Here is a 17,945-nt window from a genome sequence, read left to right as displayed (position 1 = left end):
ATGAGCGACAGCAAACGCAGCGCCCTGGTCACCGGCGGCTCGCGCGGGATCGGCGCGGAGATCGCGCGGCGACTCGCCGGTGAGGGATACGCGGTGACCATCGCCGCCCGCACCGCCGAGACCCTCGAGCAGACCGCGCAGCGGCTGCGGGCGGAGACCGGCGCGGAGGTCCATCCGGTGGCGGCTAACATGGCCGACCCCGGTCAGGTCACCGCGCTGGTCGACGCGCACGCCGATCGGTGCGGCGGAATGGATCTGCTGGTGCTCAGCGCCGGCACCGGCACCGCGAGCCCCGTCGCGGACATGACGCCCAAGGCCCGCGAGCGCATGCTCGACGTCAACTTCCGCGCCCCGCTCACCCTCATCCAGGCGGCGCTGCCGCTGCTGCGCGCCAGCGCCGCCGCCGATCCGCAGCGCGGCGCGAAAATCGTTGCGATCTCCTCGATTACGGGCGTAGCGGGCGAACCGGGCCTCTCGGCCTACGGCGCCACCAAGGCGGCGCTGATCTCGCTGTGCGAGACCGTCTCGCTCGAGGAATCGGCCCGCGGCGTCAGCGCCACCGCCCTGTCCCCCGGTTACGTCGACACCGATATGAGCGCCTGGAAACACGGCGAACTCGACCCGTCGGCGATGCTGCCGACCGCCGACATAGCCGAACTGGTGCTTGCCATTTCGCGCCTGTCGGCCCGGGCGGTGGTGCCCAACATCGTGGTCTCCCGCGCCGGGGATCAGCTCTGGCGCGCCTGAGCCCGCATCCCTAGGCGCTGGCGCCGAACAGCTTTTCGCGCGTTTGTGCCGGGGTCTGCCCGTAGTGTTCCCGGTAGGCTTCCCGGAATCTGCGCGTGCTGGGGAACCCTTCCTCGAAGGCAATTCTGTCCATGTCGACGGGCAGCGTTGTGGACAAGCGCCGATGCGCTCGTTCGATGCGGACCGTGCGCAGCATCGCGCCGGGCGCGGGATACCCGGCACCCCGCAGCACTTTGTAGAGTGTCCGCCCGCCGATGCCCAACATCGCGGCGATGGCTTCCGGCGTCACGCCGGGGTCGTGCGCGTGCTCCTCGATGAGAAGTCGTGCGCGTTCGGCGTCCAATGCCCGCCTGCCTGATGTGATGGCCGGGGTCGGATTGAGCGCCCCGTCGAGCAGCGTGAGCGCACTGGAGAATGCGACGCTGAAATCTGCTGCCGTCCAGCCCTCGGCCTCGACGAGTAGTCGAACCTGGGCCTCCAGCGCGCGCACCAGGGGCCGCTTTTCGTCCAGTGCGAGCGGGGCAGCCGCGGCGCGGGCGTGATCGATCGCTCGCTCGGGGACGGTCATGATCAGCGCCCTGATGGTCTCGTCGTGCGTCATGAACAGCGGTCGGTCCCAATGAAAGAAGCCGATCCTTCCGGGTTGAAATATCTCCCGGTAATCACCCTGTTCGAACTTGAAACGCCCCTGCAAGGGGACCAGGACCCGATAGCTGTGTTCACCGTCGGCCCGCACATTGCGGAGCGAGCGCCGGTAATCGAGTGCGGCGGACTCGAATTCGACGATCTGGAACTGGCCGACGTTCTGAGCGAACGCGCCCGAGTGGAATTGTTCGGCGCGGAAAGACAACCCGACCGACCCCTGCCTGCGCATGAGGTAGTCGTCCCACGACGCGGTCGGGTCGTCATCATCGGTCGAGAACGTCTCGTTCCGGTATTCCGCATCGGTCACACCGACGCCCCCTTTCACACACCCGGGCCGCACAGCCATGAAACCGGCCACGAGATTACTCGCAGCGGGCGGCGGGCGGAAAATGACCGGGAATGGGCAAGAAAACGGTCGAGACCCGGCGGCGGCGCGACATAGTCTGCGAGACACCACCAGGAGCTGGCGGAACCTTCATCGTCGCGGGCGGTCCGCATCGATGACGACGGGGATGCGAGGGTCATCAGGAGGGGAGGTCCTCGCACCCCGATCTAAAGTCGAAACATCAATCAGAGCTTGCCGTTTCGCTCGCTACTCGACGGCCGCCTCCAGCGGCTTCGCCCGCTCGAACCAGGCCGCGACCTCCTGCTCGCTCAGCACGTCCTCGACATCGAGGGAGGCGGGCATGCGCGGGGAGAACCGGCCGGCCGGGAAGTGGTGCGGGAACGGCCGCGGGTCGAGGACCAGCACGCGGTGCCCGTCGACCACGGGGATGTCGGACGGGTTGCCCTCGTACCAGACCCGGCTCCCGTCCAGCGCATGGAACAGGAAGATCCCCTCGGACGGGACCATCCCCTCCGTATCCAGGCACGCGGCCACCGCCTCGGCCGAGGGCGGGTCGCCGGGGATGTGACCGGCGCCGATGAGTGCGTTGCCGAGCAGGGTGTCGAGCTGGAAGTTGTCACCGATACCCGTCGTGCGCACCCGGTAGCCGGTCGCCGATTCGCGGTGCAGGACGACGAGCGGTTCGTCGTCCAGGACCACCAGCAGGTAGGCGAGGCATTTGTCCCACCTGTCGGCAGTCTCGTGGAGGGCGTCGAGCTGCTCGATCAGGTAGTCGCGCTGCTCCTGGTTGAGGGCTCCGCGAACCTGCGGATGCTGCAGCACCGCCACTCCTGCCCGCATCCAGTTGTCGAGCTCCCACCACGACAGCGTGATCTCCGGCCCGAAGACCTCGAACAGTTCCCGGATGACCTCGCCGTCGGGGTCGGGCAGTTCGTCGCCCAGCGCCTCGGCCAGGGTCTCCCGCCAGGTTTCGGCGAATATCTTTGCGTTGCTGAGGTTTTCGGCGACATTGCGGACGACGGCGAAGCCGCACGCGACGGCGTCCGCCCCCTGCTCCACACACGCGCCGATCAGGACGGCGATATTCGACCGGCCACCGAGCGGCACGTCGTCGAGGAGGTCGGCGAGCCGCGGGCCGCCCTGCGCCAGTTCGTCACGGGTCGCATCGCCGTAGGCGCTGGACAAGCCGGCGTGCGCCTCCTCCATGGCCGAGATGTCCTCGTCCTGCACGGCGCGTTCGAATTCGGTCAGAGCGTCCAGAAATTGCATAGTCCCCGGGGTCACGCGGACGCACGCTACCCACGCGCCATCCGGCCGTCCACCGCGCGCCACCCAGCAAGGGGAAGATCGAGACTCACTCCCGGGGCGTAGGGGCCCAGGCCACGGCGCAGCGAGCCCGGAACTCGAGAATCGGACTGCGCAGCGCGGCCGACTCTCGAAGTACGGCAAACTATCTCGTGGCTCGGCGGCGGGCCGGACGCCGCAGCATACCGATCCCGTACGCCCGGCTCCGGGAACTGTCGGGGACGATATGCCCGGCGGTTACCAGAATGTCGTAGGCCGCCTTCTTGTTCGGGCAGCAGTCGGTGGCACATCCGGCGTGTACCTGCATAACCCGGTGTGCGAGTTCCACCGACAGCGGGCCGACCGGCACCGAATGTGCGGTCACCGCAATGATTTCGACGATCGTGCGCTCCATGGCAAGGCCCTTCGCGTGCACCAGACGATCCACGATGTAGCTCCACGGTAGCCCACCACGACCGCCGCCACGCCGGACATACACAGGACAATCCGGTGCCCGGACACCATTTGCTGGGCAGACCGTCCAGTCTGCTCAGTCGCCTCCTATTCCTCTACCGCGTCCGGGAATGCCTGCTGCCGCCGCCCGCCGCGCAGCGTCCCCTCCAGATATGCCGCCTTGCAGGCCCGGCGGGCGATCTTCCCGCTGGATGTGCGCGGAATCGATCCGGCGGGCACCAGCAGCAGATCCCGCACCGTCACGCCGTGCCGCTTGGCGATGGCCGCGCGGACGGTCTCGGCGATCGGCTCGGGCTCGATCTTCGCCGCGCCGCTGCCCCTTTCGGCCACGATCACCAAATGCTCTGAGCCGGAAGCGCCTTCGTCGGCCCGCTCCGGTATTTCGTTGGCGCCCACCGAGAACGCCGCGACGAATCCGGGACGCAGGGCGGTCGACGACTCCTGCGCCGACATCTCCAGATCCTGCGGGTAGTGGTTGCGGCCGTCGACGATCACCAGGTCCTTCACCCGCCCGGTGATGTACAGCTCGTCGTCGTAGTAGACCCCGAAATCACCGGTGCGCATCCACTTCGCCTCCGGCGCAGTGCCTTCCGCATGGCTGGCGGCCTGGCGGGCGGTGAGCCGGTTCTGGAAGGTCGCCTCGGTCTCCTCCGCGCGCCCCCAGTACCCGATGCCCATGTTCTCCCCGTGCAGCCAGATCTCGCCGACTTCGCCGTCGGGGCGCTCGGCGCCGGTCTCCGGATCCACGATCACCGCCCACTGCGAGCGCGCCACATAGCCGCACGACACCTGGGCCACCGCGTCTTCGGCGTTCTCGTCCACCTCGACCATGCGCCCGGCATTGAGTTCGCCGCGGTCGACGTAGACCACCTTCGCCTCGTCGTCGCGCCGGGTGGCCGAGACGAACAGCGTCGCCTCCGCCATCCCGTAGCAGGGCTTGATCGCGGTTTTCGGCAGTCCGTACGGCGTGAACGCGTCGTTGAACTTCTGCATCGACGTGACCGACACCGGCTCGCTGCCGTTGATCAGCCCGATCACGTTCGACAGGTCGAGGGTCTCCCCCGCCTTCGGCCGACCCCGCACCGCCGCGTGCTCGAACGCGAAATTCGGTGCGGCGGCATAGGTTCCGGCACCGTCGGAGTGCGCGGCAAGCTCCTTGATCCACCGATACGGCCGGCGCACGAACGCGCTCGGCGACATGATGGTGATGAACTTGCCGCCGATCGCGGGCAGGATCACGCACAGCAGCCCCATGTCGTGGAACAGCGGCAGCCACGTCACCCCGCGCGTGTCCCACTCGATACCGAGCGCGTCGATCATCTGCAGCAGGTTGGTGCCGACGGCGCGGTGGGTGATCTCCACGCCCGCCGGCGTCCGGGTGGACCCGGACGTGTACTGCAGATAGGCCACGCTATCGATATTGATGTCGGGCTCTTTCCAGCCCGCGCCGACACTGTCGGGGATCGCGTCGACGGCGATCACACGGGGCCGCTGCGCCGCCGGGAGCGCGCGGAAGAACTCCCGCACACCGGCCGCCGCCGAACTCGCCGTGAGAATCGCCGTGGGCTGACAGTCCCCGAGCACCGCGTGCAGGCGGTCGGTGTGCCCCGGTTCGTCCGGATCGAACAGCGGCACAGCGATATTGCCCGCGTACACGGCGGCGAACATGCCGACCACATAGTCCAGGCCCTGGGGTGCCAGGATCGCCACCCGATCGTGCGGACGGGTCACCTGTTGCAACCGCGCCGCCACCGCACGCAACCGAACACCGAACTGGCGCCAGGTGAGTTCGTGATACTCACCGTCGCGCTCGCGCGAGTAGTCGATATAGCGGTAGGCGAGCTCGTCCCCGTTCGCCGCGCTGTGCTTGTCGACGAAATCGATCAGGGTCGCATCACCCAGGATCTTGATGTTGCCTTGCTCGTCCAGATAGTCATCGAAGGTCTCGCCGATCATTCCCTATCCTTTTCACGCACGAACCAGAGGCCGTGCCATGACACCGAACACACAGAGATCGACACCGAAGCACGAAGGTTAGCAGGCGCCTCGGCCACGGTAGCTCAGTATCGTCCGAAAGCCAGCGACACGTTGTGCCCGCCGAAGCCGAAGGAGTTCTTCACCGCGTAGTCGATACGGCCCGAGCGGGCCTGACCGCTGACGACGTCGAGGTCGACCTCGGGGTCGAGCTTTTCCAGGTTGAGCGTCGGCGGCACGACACTGTCGCGGATGGACAGCACCGTGAGCACCGACTCCAGCGCACCGACCGCGCCGATCGAGTGCCCCAGCGCGGATTTCGGGGCATAGACGGACGCGTGATTGCCCACCGCCGCGTTGATCGCCTTCGCCTCGGCGGTGTCGCCGATCGGCGTGGCGGTCGCGTGCGCATTCACATGTGTCACATCGCTTTTCGACAAACCCCCGGTCTCTATCGCGCGCGCCATGGCCCGCGCCGCGCCCTTGCCCTCCAGATCGGGCGCCACGAGGTGGAACGCGTCGGAGGTGACACCGGCGCCCATCAGCCGGGCGTGGATGGTGGCGCCGCGGGCCTTGGCGTGTTCCTCGGTCTCGATCACCATCATCGCGCCCGCCTCGCCGAAGACGAACCCGTCGCGGTCGACGTCGAACGGGCGGGAGGCGCGCTTGGGATCGTCGTTGCGGGTGCTCATCGCGCGCATCATGGTGAACGCGGCGATCGGCACGGCCTGAATGGATCCCTCCACACCGCCGGTCACGACCATGTCGGCATCGCCCATCACGATCATCTTCCAGGCGTTCGCGATCGCCTCCGATCCGGACGAACACGCCGAAACCGGCGTCGAAACACCGGCTTGCGCACCGAGTTCCACGCCGACGACCGCGGCGGCCCCGTTCGGCATGATCATCTGCATGGCCAGCGGCGACACCCGGCGGTAGCCGGCGTTGTTCATCTTCTTGGTGAAGTCGATGAGGATTTCCGCGCCACCGAGGCCCGTACCGATCGACACGCCGAGCCGCTCCCGGTCGACCTCCGGGCTCCCGGCATTGCGCCACGCCTCGCGGCCCAGCACCAGCGCCATCTGCTCGACGTAGGACAGCCGACGCGTCTCGTCGCGGGCGAGGTTCTCGCCCGGCTTGACCTTCAGGTGCCCGCCGATGCGCACCGGCAGCTCGAACTGGTCGATGAATTCGTCCTCGAGGACGTCGATACCGCTCTCCCCGTTGAGTAGTCCCTTCCAGGTCGAATCGACATCGCCGGCGATCGAGGTGGTGGCGGCCAGGCTGGTGACGACGACGTCGGGATACCTGCGACTGGAACTCGTCATTCTCGGCTCACTTTCGGTGACAACACTGCGGTCGGGGGCACGGCGGTGGAGCAACGCTGTGGCGAATACAAGCGGAAATGACAGCACGGCGCGGAACGGCCGGTACACCAACCGGTTCCGCCCCGCCGGCCGAGCCACCATACATCTCTTCAGCAGGAGTTCGATCCTCTTTAATGCGACGCGCCCTCCTGCCTCGAGTGCCCGGCCGAGGCGGGTCTAGATTATCGAGGCGAAGCCGACCGGAAGGGCCGCGTGACACGCAGCAATCCGGTCGCTACTGAACTGTACCGGTTTCTCTCCGCAGCGTCTCACCCGCCGATCCACTTCGAAGGAAGGGCATCATCGTGGCCAGGAACCTGACCCAGCTCGAACTGCTGCTCGAGCTCGAGCCGGTCGCCGAGCAGAACGTCGATCGGCACCTCTCGATGGCCAAGACCTGGCATCCGCACGACTATGTGCCGTGGGACGACGGGCGGAATTTCGCGGCGATGGGCGGGCTGGATTGGGAGCCCGGCCAGTCGCAGCTGAACGAGGTCGCACGGGCGGCGATGATCACCAATCTGCTCACCGAGGACAACCTGCCCTCGTACCACCGCGAAATCTCCGAGAACTTCTCGCAGGACGGCGCCTGGGGCACCTGGGTGGGCCGCTGGACCGCGGAGGAGAACCGGCACGGAATCGTCATCCGCGACTATCTCGTCGTGACCCGCAGCGTGGACCCGGTGGCGCTGGAGAACGCCCGGATGGTGCACATGACCAACGGCTACAACGCGATGAAACTGGTCCGTGAGGCGGGCGGCACCGCCGAACACCTGGCGGACACCGGATTGCTGCACTCGGTCGCCTATGTGACCTTCCAGGAGTTGGCCACCCGCGTTTCACACCGCAATACCGGCCGCGTCTGTAACGATCCCGTGGCCGACCGCATGCTGCAGCGGATCGCGCTGGACGAGAACCTGCACATGATCTTCTACCGCAACCTGTGCGGCGCCGCCCTGGACCTGGTCCCGGATCAGGCGCTCGAGGCGATCAGCGGCATCGTGCGGCACTTCCAGATGCCCGGCGCCGGAATGCCCGACTGGCGGCGCAACGGCGTGCTGATGGCCAAGCACGGCATCTACGATCTGCGCCAGCACCTGGAGGAAGTGTTGATGCCCGTGTTGCGGAAGTGGAATGTGTTCGAACGCAACGACTTCACCGCCCGGGGCGACCGAATCCGCAACGAGCTCGGGGAGTTCCTGGAGAAGCTGCAGGGGGACTGCGTGCGGTTCGAGGAGCAGCGCGACCGGGCACTGGCGCGGGAAGCGAAGAAGCGGGAGTTGGTGGGAGCCAAGGGGTGAGCGTAAACGTGTGCGCTCACAACCGGACTCACCTCCTCCGCTCTTGATCCGCAGCGCCCCCTCCCGGCGTTCGCTGAACCCTCGTCCGGATCGACCGTGCCCCTGGAATTTCCGCCGCTCGAGGCCCGTTTTTCCTGCTCCTGGGCGCACTTCCGAAGCGGTAGCGCGAGGGTGAATTACACGCTCGAGTTAGCTGGCGCGCGCGGCTGTCCGGGCCAGTTGGACCGGCGCACCGGCGTAAGCCACTGCCCCTCCTAGCATTTCGAAACGGTCTCAGCCGCAAATAGCGCCGCAGAACACATTGCCAGGAAATAGCCGTTCGGTGCACACTTGTCGTATGACTGCTTTACCCCGCGCTACTCATCCCACGGCCGGTGATTCCGTGGCTCTGATCGGCGCACCCAAGGACACTGTGCACTTCGAGTTCCGCGTCGCCGATCCCCAGCGCCAGCTGAAGGTTCGAGAGGCCCTCGAGCGCATCCAGCTCGAAAGCCACTGAACTCACCCCGGTCGGCACCCGCATCTCGTCGCTGAGCAGACTCGGTTCCCGGACAGGCTACGGGCCACCGGGATCCGGGTCGGTGGCGGGCTGACATACCCGCTCTCCTGATCTACTACCGGCCCGGCGCATAAGCGTTCGGGCCGGATCCTTTTCTCAGGAGTCTCTGTCCGGGGTCTCAGGATCCTGTGCCGATCTGGCCCACCCCCGCCATCCCGGCATGCTCACGGCCGGGATCTATTCCCCCGCAACGCCCCGCCCGCCTACACGGCGATCCCCACCAGATGCCCGATCGCGTAAGTGGTAGCCATAGCAAGCGCCCCGCCCAGCAGCACCCGAAGCGTCGCCCGCGTGGCCGGTGCATCCCCGAGTTTCGCGCCCACCGCGCCCGTAATCGCCAGTGCCACCAGCACGGCCGCCACGGTCACCGGCACGCGGACGCTCGGCGGCGTCAAGATCGCCAGCAGCGGCAGCATCGCCCCCAGCGTGAACGACAGCGCCGACGAGAACGCCGCATGCCACGGATTGGTCAGCTCCGCCGGGTCGATCCCCAATTCGGCCTCGGCATGCGCGGTGAAGGCGTCCTTTTCGGTCAGCTCCACCGCGACCTTCCACGCCGTCTCCTCCGACAACCCCTTCGCCTCATAGATCGCCGCCAGCTCGGCCAACTCCTCCTCCGGCATCTCGGCCAACTCCCGCCGCTCCACAGCCAGCACCGCCCGCTCGCTGTCCCGCTGCGTACTCACCGACACGTACTCCCCCAGCGCCATAGACACCGCGCCCGCCGCCAGCCCCGCCACACCGGCAGTCAGAATCGCCGCGGAACTCGTCGTCGCCGCGGCCACCCCGACCACGATCCCCGCCACCGACACAATCCCGTCATTGGCCCCCAGCACCCCGGCCCGCAACCAATTCAACCGCGAAGCCAACCCGGCCCCGTGCGGCTCCGGGTGTTCCTCCAGCGCAACACTGCCCACATCACTCTGCACATAGCCACGCTAGCGATTTCTCACCCGCGCGACCAGCAATGCAAGGCTGCCCGAAGTGAGGTAATGCATTGCACACCAAGGGTTTCCATACCTCAGTCCACAGCACTCGAGCTGTGGCGTATCCCACAGCGGGGGCCGAGATATGCCGCCGCCCACTCCATTCCGACGAACCAAGCTCCGGTCGCATCACCACATGCCGGTACGCCCACCGCCAGTCCGAGACCCGTAACCAAGCGAGCACCAAGACTTCCCGCACCCCTGGCTTGTTCCCGCACCCGCTACAACGCTTGTAGAGGGTGCGTGAACGGGCAGGGGGTGCGAGAAGCTGGAACCCACTGCGCGGGCTGGCGCTGTATCTCTCGCAATAGTCAGCCGCGAGCCCGGGCCGCGGCCACGAAGTCCGAGTGCGCTCTGACATGTACGTCCGCCGTATCGCCGATCGGCTCGAAATAGATCACCGTCTTGGCCCGGATGTACGCCAGCATCGCCACCACCGTCGCAAACGGAAACCATCCGGGAAAGATCGCAATCACCAGGCCGGTCAGCCGATATCCCAACTGTATCGACACGAACAGCAGGAACAGCAACCCGACGCCCGCCATCAGAATGAGATTCCCAAGCCCCCGAAACAACTCGGAATTCCGCACACACCGCCGACAGATCGGCCACTCCCCCTCCACCACCACCTTCGGCGCCGCCGCCCCGGTGATCCCCCTGAGCATCCACCACACCTGCTTCCGCGCAGTCTCCTGCACCCACCCGTAATCCGTTCGGCGGAACTGGATATCCCGGCTACGCCTCTCGACCGCGGGCAATCCGTGCACGCCACAAACGTCCGGCAGCTCGCCGTCGAGCTGAAGCACGAATCCCCCGTCCCCGCATTCCGTGCCCTCGAAATCCTCCCGAAGGCGCACCGGCAGCGAAACCACGTCATCACGCGCGATACGGGACGGTTCAGTCATCAAGATCCTTGGATTACAGCTCACCGGGCGCGCCGAGCTTACCGACAGTCCGAGTCCGACACCATCGGATGCTCTCCGGGCCGAGTCACCATCGGGAGTACTTCCCGCTGCCGTCGCCCGGGTCCTGCTGTTGCGCCACGTCCAACCGCCCTGTACCAACAGCGGGTGCGTTCGATCCACCCTCGACGAAATTCCCCCCGGCCAGTGGCGCCCCTCCAAGCCCCCGGCAAGAAGCTCCCATTGTCCTACCCGCGCGCGGCCCTGATACTCGCCACCATCGGAATCGGCCTGCTCACCGCCTGCAGCAACACCGTCAGCCCCCAGGCCCTCCCCGCAAGCGACGCGATCTCTGCCGCCCCCACATCCGCCGCGCCCACACCCACCACCGAAGCACCCCCAACCGCCGACGCACCGGTAAGTACCAACGCAGAGGCGGTAGGCCCGCCCCCACCGCCTCCCCCTGCCCCGGTCGCACCCCCTGCCCCACCTGCCCCGCAGACCACCGCACCGCCCGCCCCCAAACCACCCGCACCGGCCCCCACATCCGCCCCGAACGTCTACTACAAGTCCTGCAAGGAAGCCAAGGCCGCGGGTGCAACCCCACTCCACAAGGGCCAGCCGGGGTACCGAGTAGGACTGGACGGCGATAACGATGGGGTTGCGTGCGAGAAGTAAGCCGAACTCGATCGACAACGAACAGCGGCGCTTGCACCTGCTACAACGAAAGCCATGGAAATCGACCGACTCCAGGCCCTGATTGCGGATTTCGCAGCCCAACGAGAGTGGCAGAAGTTCCACACACCGAAGAACCTCGTAATGGCGCTGACCGGCGAGGTAGGCGAGCTTTCCGAACTATTTCAGTGGCTGACCGCCGAGGAGAGCATGGTGATCCATACTCCCGAGCGTCGCGCACGAGTAGCAGATGAGATCGCCGACGTGTTCATCTACCTGCTGCGGCTCGCAGATGTGTTGGACATAGATCTGGTCGCGGCAACGGAGTCGAAGCTGCAAACGAATGCGCAGCGCTATCCCGCCGAGGCAGTCCGCGGCCGCGCGGTGAAGTACTCGGACCTCGATAGCAGCCACGGATCTCCCAACGACGGGTCATGAAGCCACAGGGGGGCCCAGCATATTCTCGGAGTCGCGCACACCGGCCCGCCATCGCCGAATCGCCCGATCAAAGCCCCGGATCGAGTTGGTCTTCGGCCTGTTCCTCCGTCTCGCCCATCCGGGATTCGATGGCCGCCATGCGGGCCGAGATCGGTGGGTGGGAGGCGAGGGAGTGCAGCATCGGGTGGTAGTCCAGGAGGACGGAGTCTTCTTGGAACATCCACTGCCACATGACATCCCGGAGGGCGACGCCGTAGCCGAGGTCGACTGCGACCGCGTCGGCTTCGGATTCGCCGCGGCGGGACATTGCTGCTTCCGCGAATGGTTCGATGGCGATCAGCACGCCCAGGCCGATGGTGGCTGGCAATCCGACAACGAATGTCAGTCCGAAAACTACTGCGCCGAAGAAGGTCACCATCAGGATCAGCTCGGTGAGTTCGCGTAGCCGGCATGCGAAATCCGGTGCGCTGTCGCGGAGTTGGTCCGACAACCATCCGATAAGCGGCATCACCGTGGCGTATACCGACCAGCGCAGTGCGCGGGCGGACAATTCACGCGGAAGCGAGTACCAGGCGGCGAGCATGCGCGCGCCCTGCCTGCCCGACAGGTGGTGGCCGAGTTCGTGGGCGAGTACTGCGGCCAGCTGTCGAGGTTCGAGCCGGGCGAGCGCCCACCCGGTGATCCCGACGACGCGGCCCGGGGCCGCAAAGGCATTCAGCTCCTCGGCATCCTGCACCCACAGTGAATAGGAGGAGCCGTCCACCCCGGCGGCCTCGGTCACCTCGGTCCACGCGTCCGCGAGCTTGGTCTCCTCGGTGAGGTCCGGGCGACGGCCACGTAGGCCGAGCCGCGACACGGCGCTCTCGTCGAACGGCAGGGTGACGACCACACCGGTCAGCAGCCAGATCGCCACCAGGATCGCTGCGGGCCACGGGCCGAAAAATACGCCGGGAGCGCCTATGATCACGCCGCTCAACGCAATCGTGGGTAACGAGACCAACAGTGTCGTCAGCCCGGCGACCAACCGTCGGCGACCATCGACCGCTACACCGCGCGGGCGGTACCGGACAACCTTCATCTTCGGCGGCGGCACATGCGGCTTCTCGGCAGGTGCGGTGGTCAGTGGCGTCGGTCGCGAGGGCGGGCGGCGCTGCTGTTTCGACTTTCGGCGGCGGGACGATGGGGCCTGCCTCCGTCGCCTGCCCCTGGACCGGCCGCTCCCCCGAGCTGCCATCGGCAATTCTCATCGTTCGCTGTGGTGCTGGAATTCCAAAGTACACAACGGAAGTCGCCGTGGCATGACCTCGAGTTCCGGGGCCCGGCCCCCGAATTTGTTGCCGTCCCGGTGCCGCGCATCCGTGGTAATACACCTTGCGATCAGTTTCGCCGCATTCCCTCGAATGCTCGCGGACCGTGTCCACGGATTACCCTGCGCCGCAGCCTGCCGCGTATGTCCGATACGTTTGCCAAGATCTTCGGAAACGCCTGTTCGACTGAAGAAGGAGGTGTCTACCGGATGACGAGCGACCTCACCGACCTGCTCGCTGTCGCGCGGGCCGCGGTGGCGGAGGGGAGCGAACTGCTCGCCACGGCGGAGCGTGGGGCTGTGCATGTGAAGTCGGATCGGGATTTCGTTACCGATCTCGATCGGCGGATCGAGGATCACGTCCGGGAGTTCCTGGGGCGGGAGACACCTGAGTGCGGCTTTCTTGGTGAGGAGTCTGAGGATCAGCCTGCGGACCCCACGGTCGGGCGGGTGTGGACCCTGGATCCCATCGACGGGACCTCGAATTTCATTCACGGACTTCCGCTCTGTGCTGTGTCGCTCGCACTGCTGCGTGACGGTGTCCCGGTGATCGGCGTAATTGCCGCGCCATTCCTCGACCTCGAGTACTTCGCTGCCACTGATAGCGGTGCCTTCTGTAATGATCGCCCTATCCACGCCAGTAAGAACGAAAAGCTCAGCACGGCAGTGGTTTCTATCGGTGACTACGCCACCGGCGCCGACGCGGAGGCCAAAAACCAACGCCGCCTTGCCATTACTGCTCAGCTGGCGGCTGATGTCGAGCGCGTGCGAATGTTCGGCTCCGCCGCGCTGGACCTCGTATGGGTGGCCGACGGTCGAACCGATGGATGCATAAGCCTGTCCAACAAGCCTTGGGATACCGCCGGCGGAGTCGCCATTGCGCGCGAAAGCGGCGCTGTGGTGGTCGATCTCACCGGAGCACCGCATGGCTTCCACTCCACGAGCACGATAGCGATCGCCCCAGCACTCGCCATCGAACTGTTAGGGCTGGTCACCTGAACGAAGCACGACAGCGATCGCACCGGCCGCACCTCGACCCGGGATCGGCTACCCCGCCAGCCCCCGCACCTCCCCCATCAGCTGCACGATCCGGGTGATCGTGTCCAGATCTCGCAGTCCCTCCGGGATCCTCCGATACAACCGCTCCCAACGGCTACCGGCACGCTCTATGTCAGGCTCGTCCTTGTCCAGTGCCTCGATGACATCGTCCACATCTCCGGGCTCGGCATCTGCTCCCGAGCTCTCCGCGAGTTCGGTCCGCAGTCGACCGAGCTCAGTCAGAAGTTCCTGCAGCGCAACGACAATCCGTTCCTGATCGGCGCCGCCCACGTTCACGGGCCCCTGCACCGATCCGGTGTTCCCCGAACCCCCGATGTTCCCGGCGACCACATTCCCGCCGCTGATGGAAACCCCTGCATCCGTTCGCTTCTCAGGCATCACACCTCACTTCTGCACCGCTGCGGTACCTGCCCGCACGACTCCGACATTTCCGGCCCCGCCCACGTTCCCCGCAATCACGTTGCAGTTGTTCAGAACTGTGGAGTTGTCGATCTGCTGCACGATGCTGTCGAACGCATCCGTGCCCACGCCCTTGGACCGCAGGAACCGGTGAACCGCGTCGAACACCCTGCGCTCCATGATCTTCAGGTAGCGGTCGGCGTCGGATTCCTCGAGAAAGTTGGTGAGGCTGTCGCCCGCGGCGAGTTCACGGAGACTCGCGGCGGAGCCGAAGATTCGGCTCGCTTCGACGGGAGTGCGCCAGCGGCGGCCGACGCCGCGGAGGTCGCGGCCCCAGCGTGCCAGGTCGGCGATGCGGGCGGGAACGGTAATAGGCAGGAGTGTCAACTCGCACAGCGCCTTCCAGAAAGCCCGCAGTTCCTGTGCTCGTGGCCGATCGTCGATGGTGCGGAAGCGCTCGGCTACAGGGGGTAGCACGTGACCGATCCATTCCAGGTACAGCGTCCGGTGGTCGCAGCCCACGTGCAGGTACCCGGCGACGGCCAGTTGGCGTTCCCATGCCTCCAGCCGGTAGCAGCGGAAATACCGCAGCCATTCCGGCGAGCTGTCGATCAGCCCGACCCAATCCTTCACCGACAGAGTCGGATTCCTGCCGGAGTTGAGTTGCTCCAACAGCGGGGCGGCGGCCGGGTAGTGAACCATGTGACCGGCCGACAGCGTTGCCCAGTGCACGGTCTCGAGGGAGCTGAACCGAAATCCCGGGCTAAGTGTCGGATTCGCCGACAGGGTCTGCATGTCGGTGGAGATGTAGTCCTGAAGCTCAGCGGGCGTGAACAGCGGCTCGGAATCCTCTTGTGCCGCACCATCTCCCGCGTGCAGTTCGAGAGGGATCGCCCAGGTTTGCACCCGTACACCCGCGCCGACAAACGGGTTCTGCCCGCGGTACACCACGACCTCACTCGACCCGGCCGCCTGGGTTCGCCGCGAATCATCGGCGGCTATCCGCTCCAACCGCTCAGCGAAGGGGCCACACGCCCACGCCACGAACTTCCGCGGCGGGATCTTCGGATCGTAGACGCCGTAGGTGAACCAGGCGCCCGCCGTGCGTATGCGCAGCAGACCGTAGACCACCAGAACCGTAAACATGATGAACGCCAACAGAATCGGACCGATCGGAAACCCTACGGAACCGGTTTCACCCAACTCGCCTTCATCGAACTGTGCACGCGTCGACGAGTCGCCCAACGCGTACGCGAGGAGCACGATCGGCGCCGCGACGATGAGCGACAGCACGGCGTCGACGAGCACCCACAGCGCGGCCGTCACCCACCATCGCTGCCATGGGCGGGCCAGACGCACGAGCTGCCCGTAGGTCGATCTGCTCAGCCGATCGGTCAACAATCCGCTGAGCCGCCAGGCCAGCCCGGCCACCGTCCAGCCCACCACGAAGATCAGACTCACGGCCGCCGTAATGAGCAGCAGCAGAAGGAGAATCGCGCTCGCAATACGACGGCGAGCCTGCGCCCCGACCGCCTCCCGCAGCACCGCCGCAGCCCGTACTCCGGGCGATGGCGGTGTCGCCCGCTTCGGCTCCGCCAGATACTCCTCCACGAGAACGTCCGCGAGCTCATCATCGAGATGCACCGCGGCCGACAACTGCCGCGTCGCCTCATCCGCAGGATCGATCACCGGAATGGCCATAGCACTCCCCCGCACGCGTATCGAACCCTGATCCGCACCTGCCACCCCCCGATTCCGAGGCGAAACTGCTGGCCGCGAAAGCGTAGCAAGGTCGACTGCCGCCCGGGGGCGGTTCGGCTGGCGCCGGAGTTCTCACAACCCACCGCCGATCAAGGACGGCAAGGGTCCAACGTCACAAGACCGATCGGACGCCTGCCACGCAAATCGGTTCTGGAAGCCACCATCTTGCCCCGATCGGCAATTTCGCAGTAACCCATGCGTGCAGGATGGTCGATCTACCGAGTACTCGCAGTGCCTATTCGGGGAGTGGCAGTGCGGGAACACACTCATCGGACCGATACGAACAGGAGGGGTGGTTTCGATGTCGAATATGCCACCTCAAAATCTCCCGCCCGCACCCTATGGTTCGCAGCCGTATGGACCGTACCCACCTCGACCTCCCGCGCCGAAGCGACGCAAGTGGCCGTGGGTGTTGGGCGGCATCTTCGCGTTCTTCGTGCTTCTGTTCGGCGGTTGCAGCCTATTGATCATGGGCGCGGCCAATGAAGTCGCCGATCAACAGGAAGTCCGCACGAGTGCCCAGCCCGCCGGACAGGAGGTTCGTGATGGCAAGTTCGGCTTCGTCATCACCACCGTCCAGCCGCCGGTCGCATCCGTGGGAGACAACGAGTACCTGAAGAAGGATGCACAGGGCGAATACGTCCTCGTGCACGTCGATGTCACCAACACGGTCGACGTACCGCAAACCTACTTCGGTGAGAACCAGAAACTGGTCGACAGCCAAGGCCGTCTGTACACGAACGACACCATGGCCGAATTGAACCTGAACAAGGGCGTGGCTACCGAGATCAATCCGGGCAACAAGATCTCGGTCGTACTCGCCTTCGACGTGCCCAAAGGAACAGTCCCGGCCGCCGTCGAGTTCCATGATTCGATGTTCTCGGGCGGCGTCCGCGTCGCCATCCCATAGCAACCGCTCGCCGAGCGCGTATCTCCCGCAGATGCGCGCTGCAGGCGCCGGGAACCGCAGTCCCAGTCGACTCGTTGCGAGCGGTGCGTGAGATTCCTGCAGGCTACCCACCCCGCTCGAACACCGTAACCAACCCGAGTCCGATTGCCGCACCGACGAATTGCGCCAGGATGAAACCGGGCACCGATCCCGCGGCTATACCGGTGTAGGTGTCGGACAAGCTGCGGGCGATGGTGACTGCGGGGTTGGCGAAGGAGGTGGAGCTGGTGAACCATTGGGCCGCACCGATGTAGGCACCGACCACCACGGCGGCGGTTCCGAAACGACGGCTACAGAGTGGAGCGGAGACCACCAGTATCAATCCGGCCGTCGCCACCATTTCACCGACGAACAGCCCTGCGGCCGAGCGAATCTCGGACGCCTGCTGGACCGCGGGCATTCCGAACATGACGTTGGCCACGACGGCGCCCGCGACTCCCCCGACGATCTGAGCATTCAGATAACCCACCAGTTCGACCGCCGAGAGCCCGGTATCCGCCCGCCGACCACGGACCCAATCGACCACCGACACAACCGGATTGAGGTGCGCGCCCGAGACCGGCCCGAACACCATGATCAGCACGGACAACCCGAGCGCCGTCGCCGCCGAGTTCGCGAACAACCGCGCCCCCGGGTCCTGAGAGAGTCGCTGCGCCGCGATCCCGGAGCCGACGATGGCGGTCACCAGCATCGCGGTGCCGACGAGCTCCGCCAGCATCCGCTGGGCGACACCGGTTTTCCCGACGGCAGGCATGACAGCGGGAGATGCCACG

General features: G+C 66.2%; 18 protein-coding genes. 7 read left to right on the top strand and 11 right to left on the bottom strand.

The window, feature by feature from the left end; genetic code table 11:
* On the top strand, positions 1-747 hold the full coding sequence (locus NM1_RS14325; RefSeq protein WP_068019604.1) for an SDR family NAD(P)-dependent oxidoreductase: 747 nt from the start codon (positions 1-3) through the stop codon (positions 745-747).
* Between the two features lie 10 nt (positions 748-757).
* On the opposite strand, the gene NM1_RS14320 is transcribed toward NM1_RS14325, so the two are convergent.
* The 5 genes from NM1_RS14320 to NM1_RS14300 form a co-directional block, all read right to left on the bottom strand.
* Positions 758-1,699, bottom strand: coding sequence for an AraC family transcriptional regulator (locus NM1_RS14320; RefSeq protein WP_068019600.1), 942 nt, complete (start codon positions 1,697-1,699; stop codon positions 758-760).
* Between the two features lie 285 nt (positions 1,700-1,984).
* Entirely contained in the window at positions 1,985-3,022 is a 1,038-nt protein-coding gene (locus NM1_RS14315) for a hypothetical protein (RefSeq protein WP_147289070.1), read from the bottom strand.
* Positions 3,023-3,188: 166 nt separating this feature from the next.
* Positions 3,189-3,470 carry a hypothetical protein gene (locus NM1_RS14310; protein WP_147289069.1) on the bottom strand — a complete coding sequence of 94 codons (282 nt, stop codon included), beginning with the start codon at positions 3,468-3,470 and terminating at the stop codon, positions 3,189-3,191.
* Between the two features lie 113 nt (positions 3,471-3,583).
* A complete protein-coding gene (gene fadD32 / locus NM1_RS14305; RefSeq protein ID WP_068019594.1) occupies positions 3,584-5,452 on the bottom strand; it encodes a long-chain-fatty-acid--AMP ligase FadD32 in 1,869 nt (622 codons plus the stop codon).
* A 104-nt stretch (positions 5,453-5,556) separates the two neighbouring features.
* Positions 5,557-6,798 (bottom strand): KasA/KasB family beta-ketoacyl-ACP synthase, encoded by a 1,242-nt coding sequence (locus NM1_RS14300; RefSeq protein ID WP_068019592.1) that lies wholly within the window; start codon positions 6,796-6,798, stop codon positions 5,557-5,559.
* A 344-nt stretch (positions 6,799-7,142) separates the two neighbouring features.
* Here NM1_RS14300 and NM1_RS14295 point away from each other — a divergent pair, with 344 nt between their 5' ends.
* On the top strand, positions 7,143-8,138 hold the full coding sequence (locus NM1_RS14295; protein ID WP_068019588.1) for an acyl-ACP desaturase: 996 nt from the start codon (positions 7,143-7,145) through the stop codon (positions 8,136-8,138).
* Positions 8,139-8,475: 337 nt separating this feature from the next.
* Complete coding sequence (locus NM1_RS42220) at positions 8,476-8,637, top strand: hypothetical protein (protein WP_157123912.1); 162 nt, start codon at positions 8,476-8,478, stop codon at positions 8,635-8,637.
* Positions 8,638-8,900: 263 nt separating this feature from the next.
* Here the strand turns inward: NM1_RS42220 and NM1_RS14290 are convergent, their stop codons facing one another.
* On the bottom strand, positions 8,901-9,626 hold the full coding sequence (locus NM1_RS14290) for a VIT1/CCC1 transporter family protein (RefSeq protein ID WP_068019587.1): 726 nt from the start codon (positions 9,624-9,626) through the stop codon (positions 8,901-8,903).
* Between the two features lie 368 nt (positions 9,627-9,994).
* Positions 9,995-10,588, bottom strand: coding sequence for a hypothetical protein (locus tag NM1_RS43955; protein ID WP_246011551.1), 594 nt, complete (start codon positions 10,586-10,588; stop codon positions 9,995-9,997).
* Between the two features lie 165 nt (positions 10,589-10,753).
* Here NM1_RS43955 and NM1_RS43950 point away from each other — a divergent pair, with 165 nt between their 5' ends.
* Positions 10,754-11,263, top strand: coding sequence for an excalibur calcium-binding domain-containing protein (locus NM1_RS43950; protein WP_246011550.1), 510 nt, complete (start codon positions 10,754-10,756; stop codon positions 11,261-11,263).
* 54 nt (positions 11,264-11,317) lie between these two features.
* Entirely contained in the window at positions 11,318-11,698 is a 381-nt protein-coding gene (locus NM1_RS14280; RefSeq protein ID WP_068019578.1) for a nucleotide pyrophosphohydrolase, read from the top strand.
* A gap of 67 nt (positions 11,699-11,765) precedes the next feature.
* On the opposite strand, the gene NM1_RS14275 is transcribed toward NM1_RS14280, so the two are convergent.
* Positions 11,766-12,665, bottom strand: coding sequence for a M48 family metalloprotease (locus NM1_RS14275; RefSeq protein WP_169814258.1), 900 nt, complete (start codon positions 12,663-12,665; stop codon positions 11,766-11,768).
* 483 nt (positions 12,666-13,148) lie between these two features.
* Between NM1_RS14275 and NM1_RS14270 the strand changes: the two genes are divergently transcribed.
* Positions 13,149-14,003 (top strand): inositol monophosphatase family protein, encoded by an 855-nt coding sequence (locus NM1_RS14270; RefSeq protein WP_246011549.1) that lies wholly within the window; start codon positions 13,149-13,151, stop codon positions 14,001-14,003.
* A 48-nt stretch (positions 14,004-14,051) separates the two neighbouring features.
* On the opposite strand, the gene NM1_RS14265 is transcribed toward NM1_RS14270, so the two are convergent.
* Together NM1_RS14265 and NM1_RS14260 are read right to left on the bottom strand one after the other, a co-directional pair.
* Positions 14,052-14,441, bottom strand: a complete 390-nt coding sequence (locus tag NM1_RS14265) for a hypothetical protein (RefSeq protein ID WP_147289068.1) — start codon at positions 14,439-14,441, stop codon at positions 14,052-14,054.
* Between the two features lie 6 nt (positions 14,442-14,447).
* Positions 14,448-16,163 (bottom strand): AbeC-like domain-containing protein, encoded by a 1,716-nt coding sequence (locus tag NM1_RS14260; RefSeq protein ID WP_068019567.1) that lies wholly within the window; start codon positions 16,161-16,163, stop codon positions 14,448-14,450.
* A 469-nt stretch (positions 16,164-16,632) separates the two neighbouring features.
* Between NM1_RS14260 and NM1_RS14255 the strand changes: the two genes are divergently transcribed.
* Entirely contained in the window at positions 16,633-17,133 is a 501-nt protein-coding gene (locus NM1_RS14255; protein ID WP_084519609.1) for a DUF4352 domain-containing protein, read from the top strand.
* A gap of 103 nt (positions 17,134-17,236) precedes the next feature.
* Here NM1_RS14255 and NM1_RS14250 read toward each other — a convergent pair whose 3' ends face one another.
* On the bottom strand, positions 17,237-17,944 hold the full coding sequence (locus tag NM1_RS14250) for an aquaporin (protein WP_246011548.1): 708 nt from the start codon (positions 17,942-17,944) through the stop codon (positions 17,237-17,239).
* Between the last annotated feature and the right edge of the window lies 1 nt (position 17,945).

It is taken from the genome of Nocardia mexicana NBRC 108244 (assembly GCF_001613165.1).
Lineage (GTDB): Bacteria > Actinomycetota > Actinomycetes > Mycobacteriales > Mycobacteriaceae > Nocardia > Nocardia mexicana.
The sequence above is the reverse complement of the archived record's forward strand: the minus strand, read 5'-3'. Positions and strand labels throughout refer to the sequence as shown.

What these genes read in the sequence shown, in the direction of transcription:
- NM1_RS14325 (WP_068019604.1), top strand. Translation starts at nt 1, where the DNA reads ATGAGCGACAGCAAACGCAGCGCCCTGGTCACCGGCGGCTCGCGCGGG.
- fadD32 (WP_068019594.1), bottom strand. Translation starts at nt 5,452, where the DNA reads ATGATCGGCGAGACCTTCGATGACTATCTGGACGAGCAAGGCAACATC.
- NM1_RS14300 (WP_068019592.1), bottom strand. Translation starts at nt 6,798, where the DNA reads ATGACGAGTTCCAGTCGCAGGTATCCCGACGTCGTCGTCACCAGCCTG.
- NM1_RS42220 (WP_157123912.1), top strand. Translation starts at nt 8,476, where the DNA reads ATGACTGCTTTACCCCGCGCTACTCATCCCACGGCCGGTGATTCCGTG.
- NM1_RS43955 (WP_246011551.1), bottom strand. Translation starts at nt 10,588, where the DNA reads ATGACTGAACCGTCCCGTATCGCGCGTGATGACGTGGTTTCGCTGCCG.
- NM1_RS14280 (WP_068019578.1), top strand. Translation starts at nt 11,318, where the DNA reads ATGGAAATCGACCGACTCCAGGCCCTGATTGCGGATTTCGCAGCCCAA.
- NM1_RS14270 (WP_246011549.1), top strand. Translation starts at nt 13,149, where the DNA reads ATGTCCGATACGTTTGCCAAGATCTTCGGAAACGCCTGTTCGACTGAA.
- NM1_RS14265 (WP_147289068.1), bottom strand. Translation starts at nt 14,441, where the DNA reads ATGCCTGAGAAGCGAACGGATGCAGGGGTTTCCATCAGCGGCGGGAAT.
- NM1_RS14260 (WP_068019567.1), bottom strand. Translation starts at nt 16,163, where the DNA reads ATGGCCATTCCGGTGATCGATCCTGCGGATGAGGCGACGCGGCAGTTG.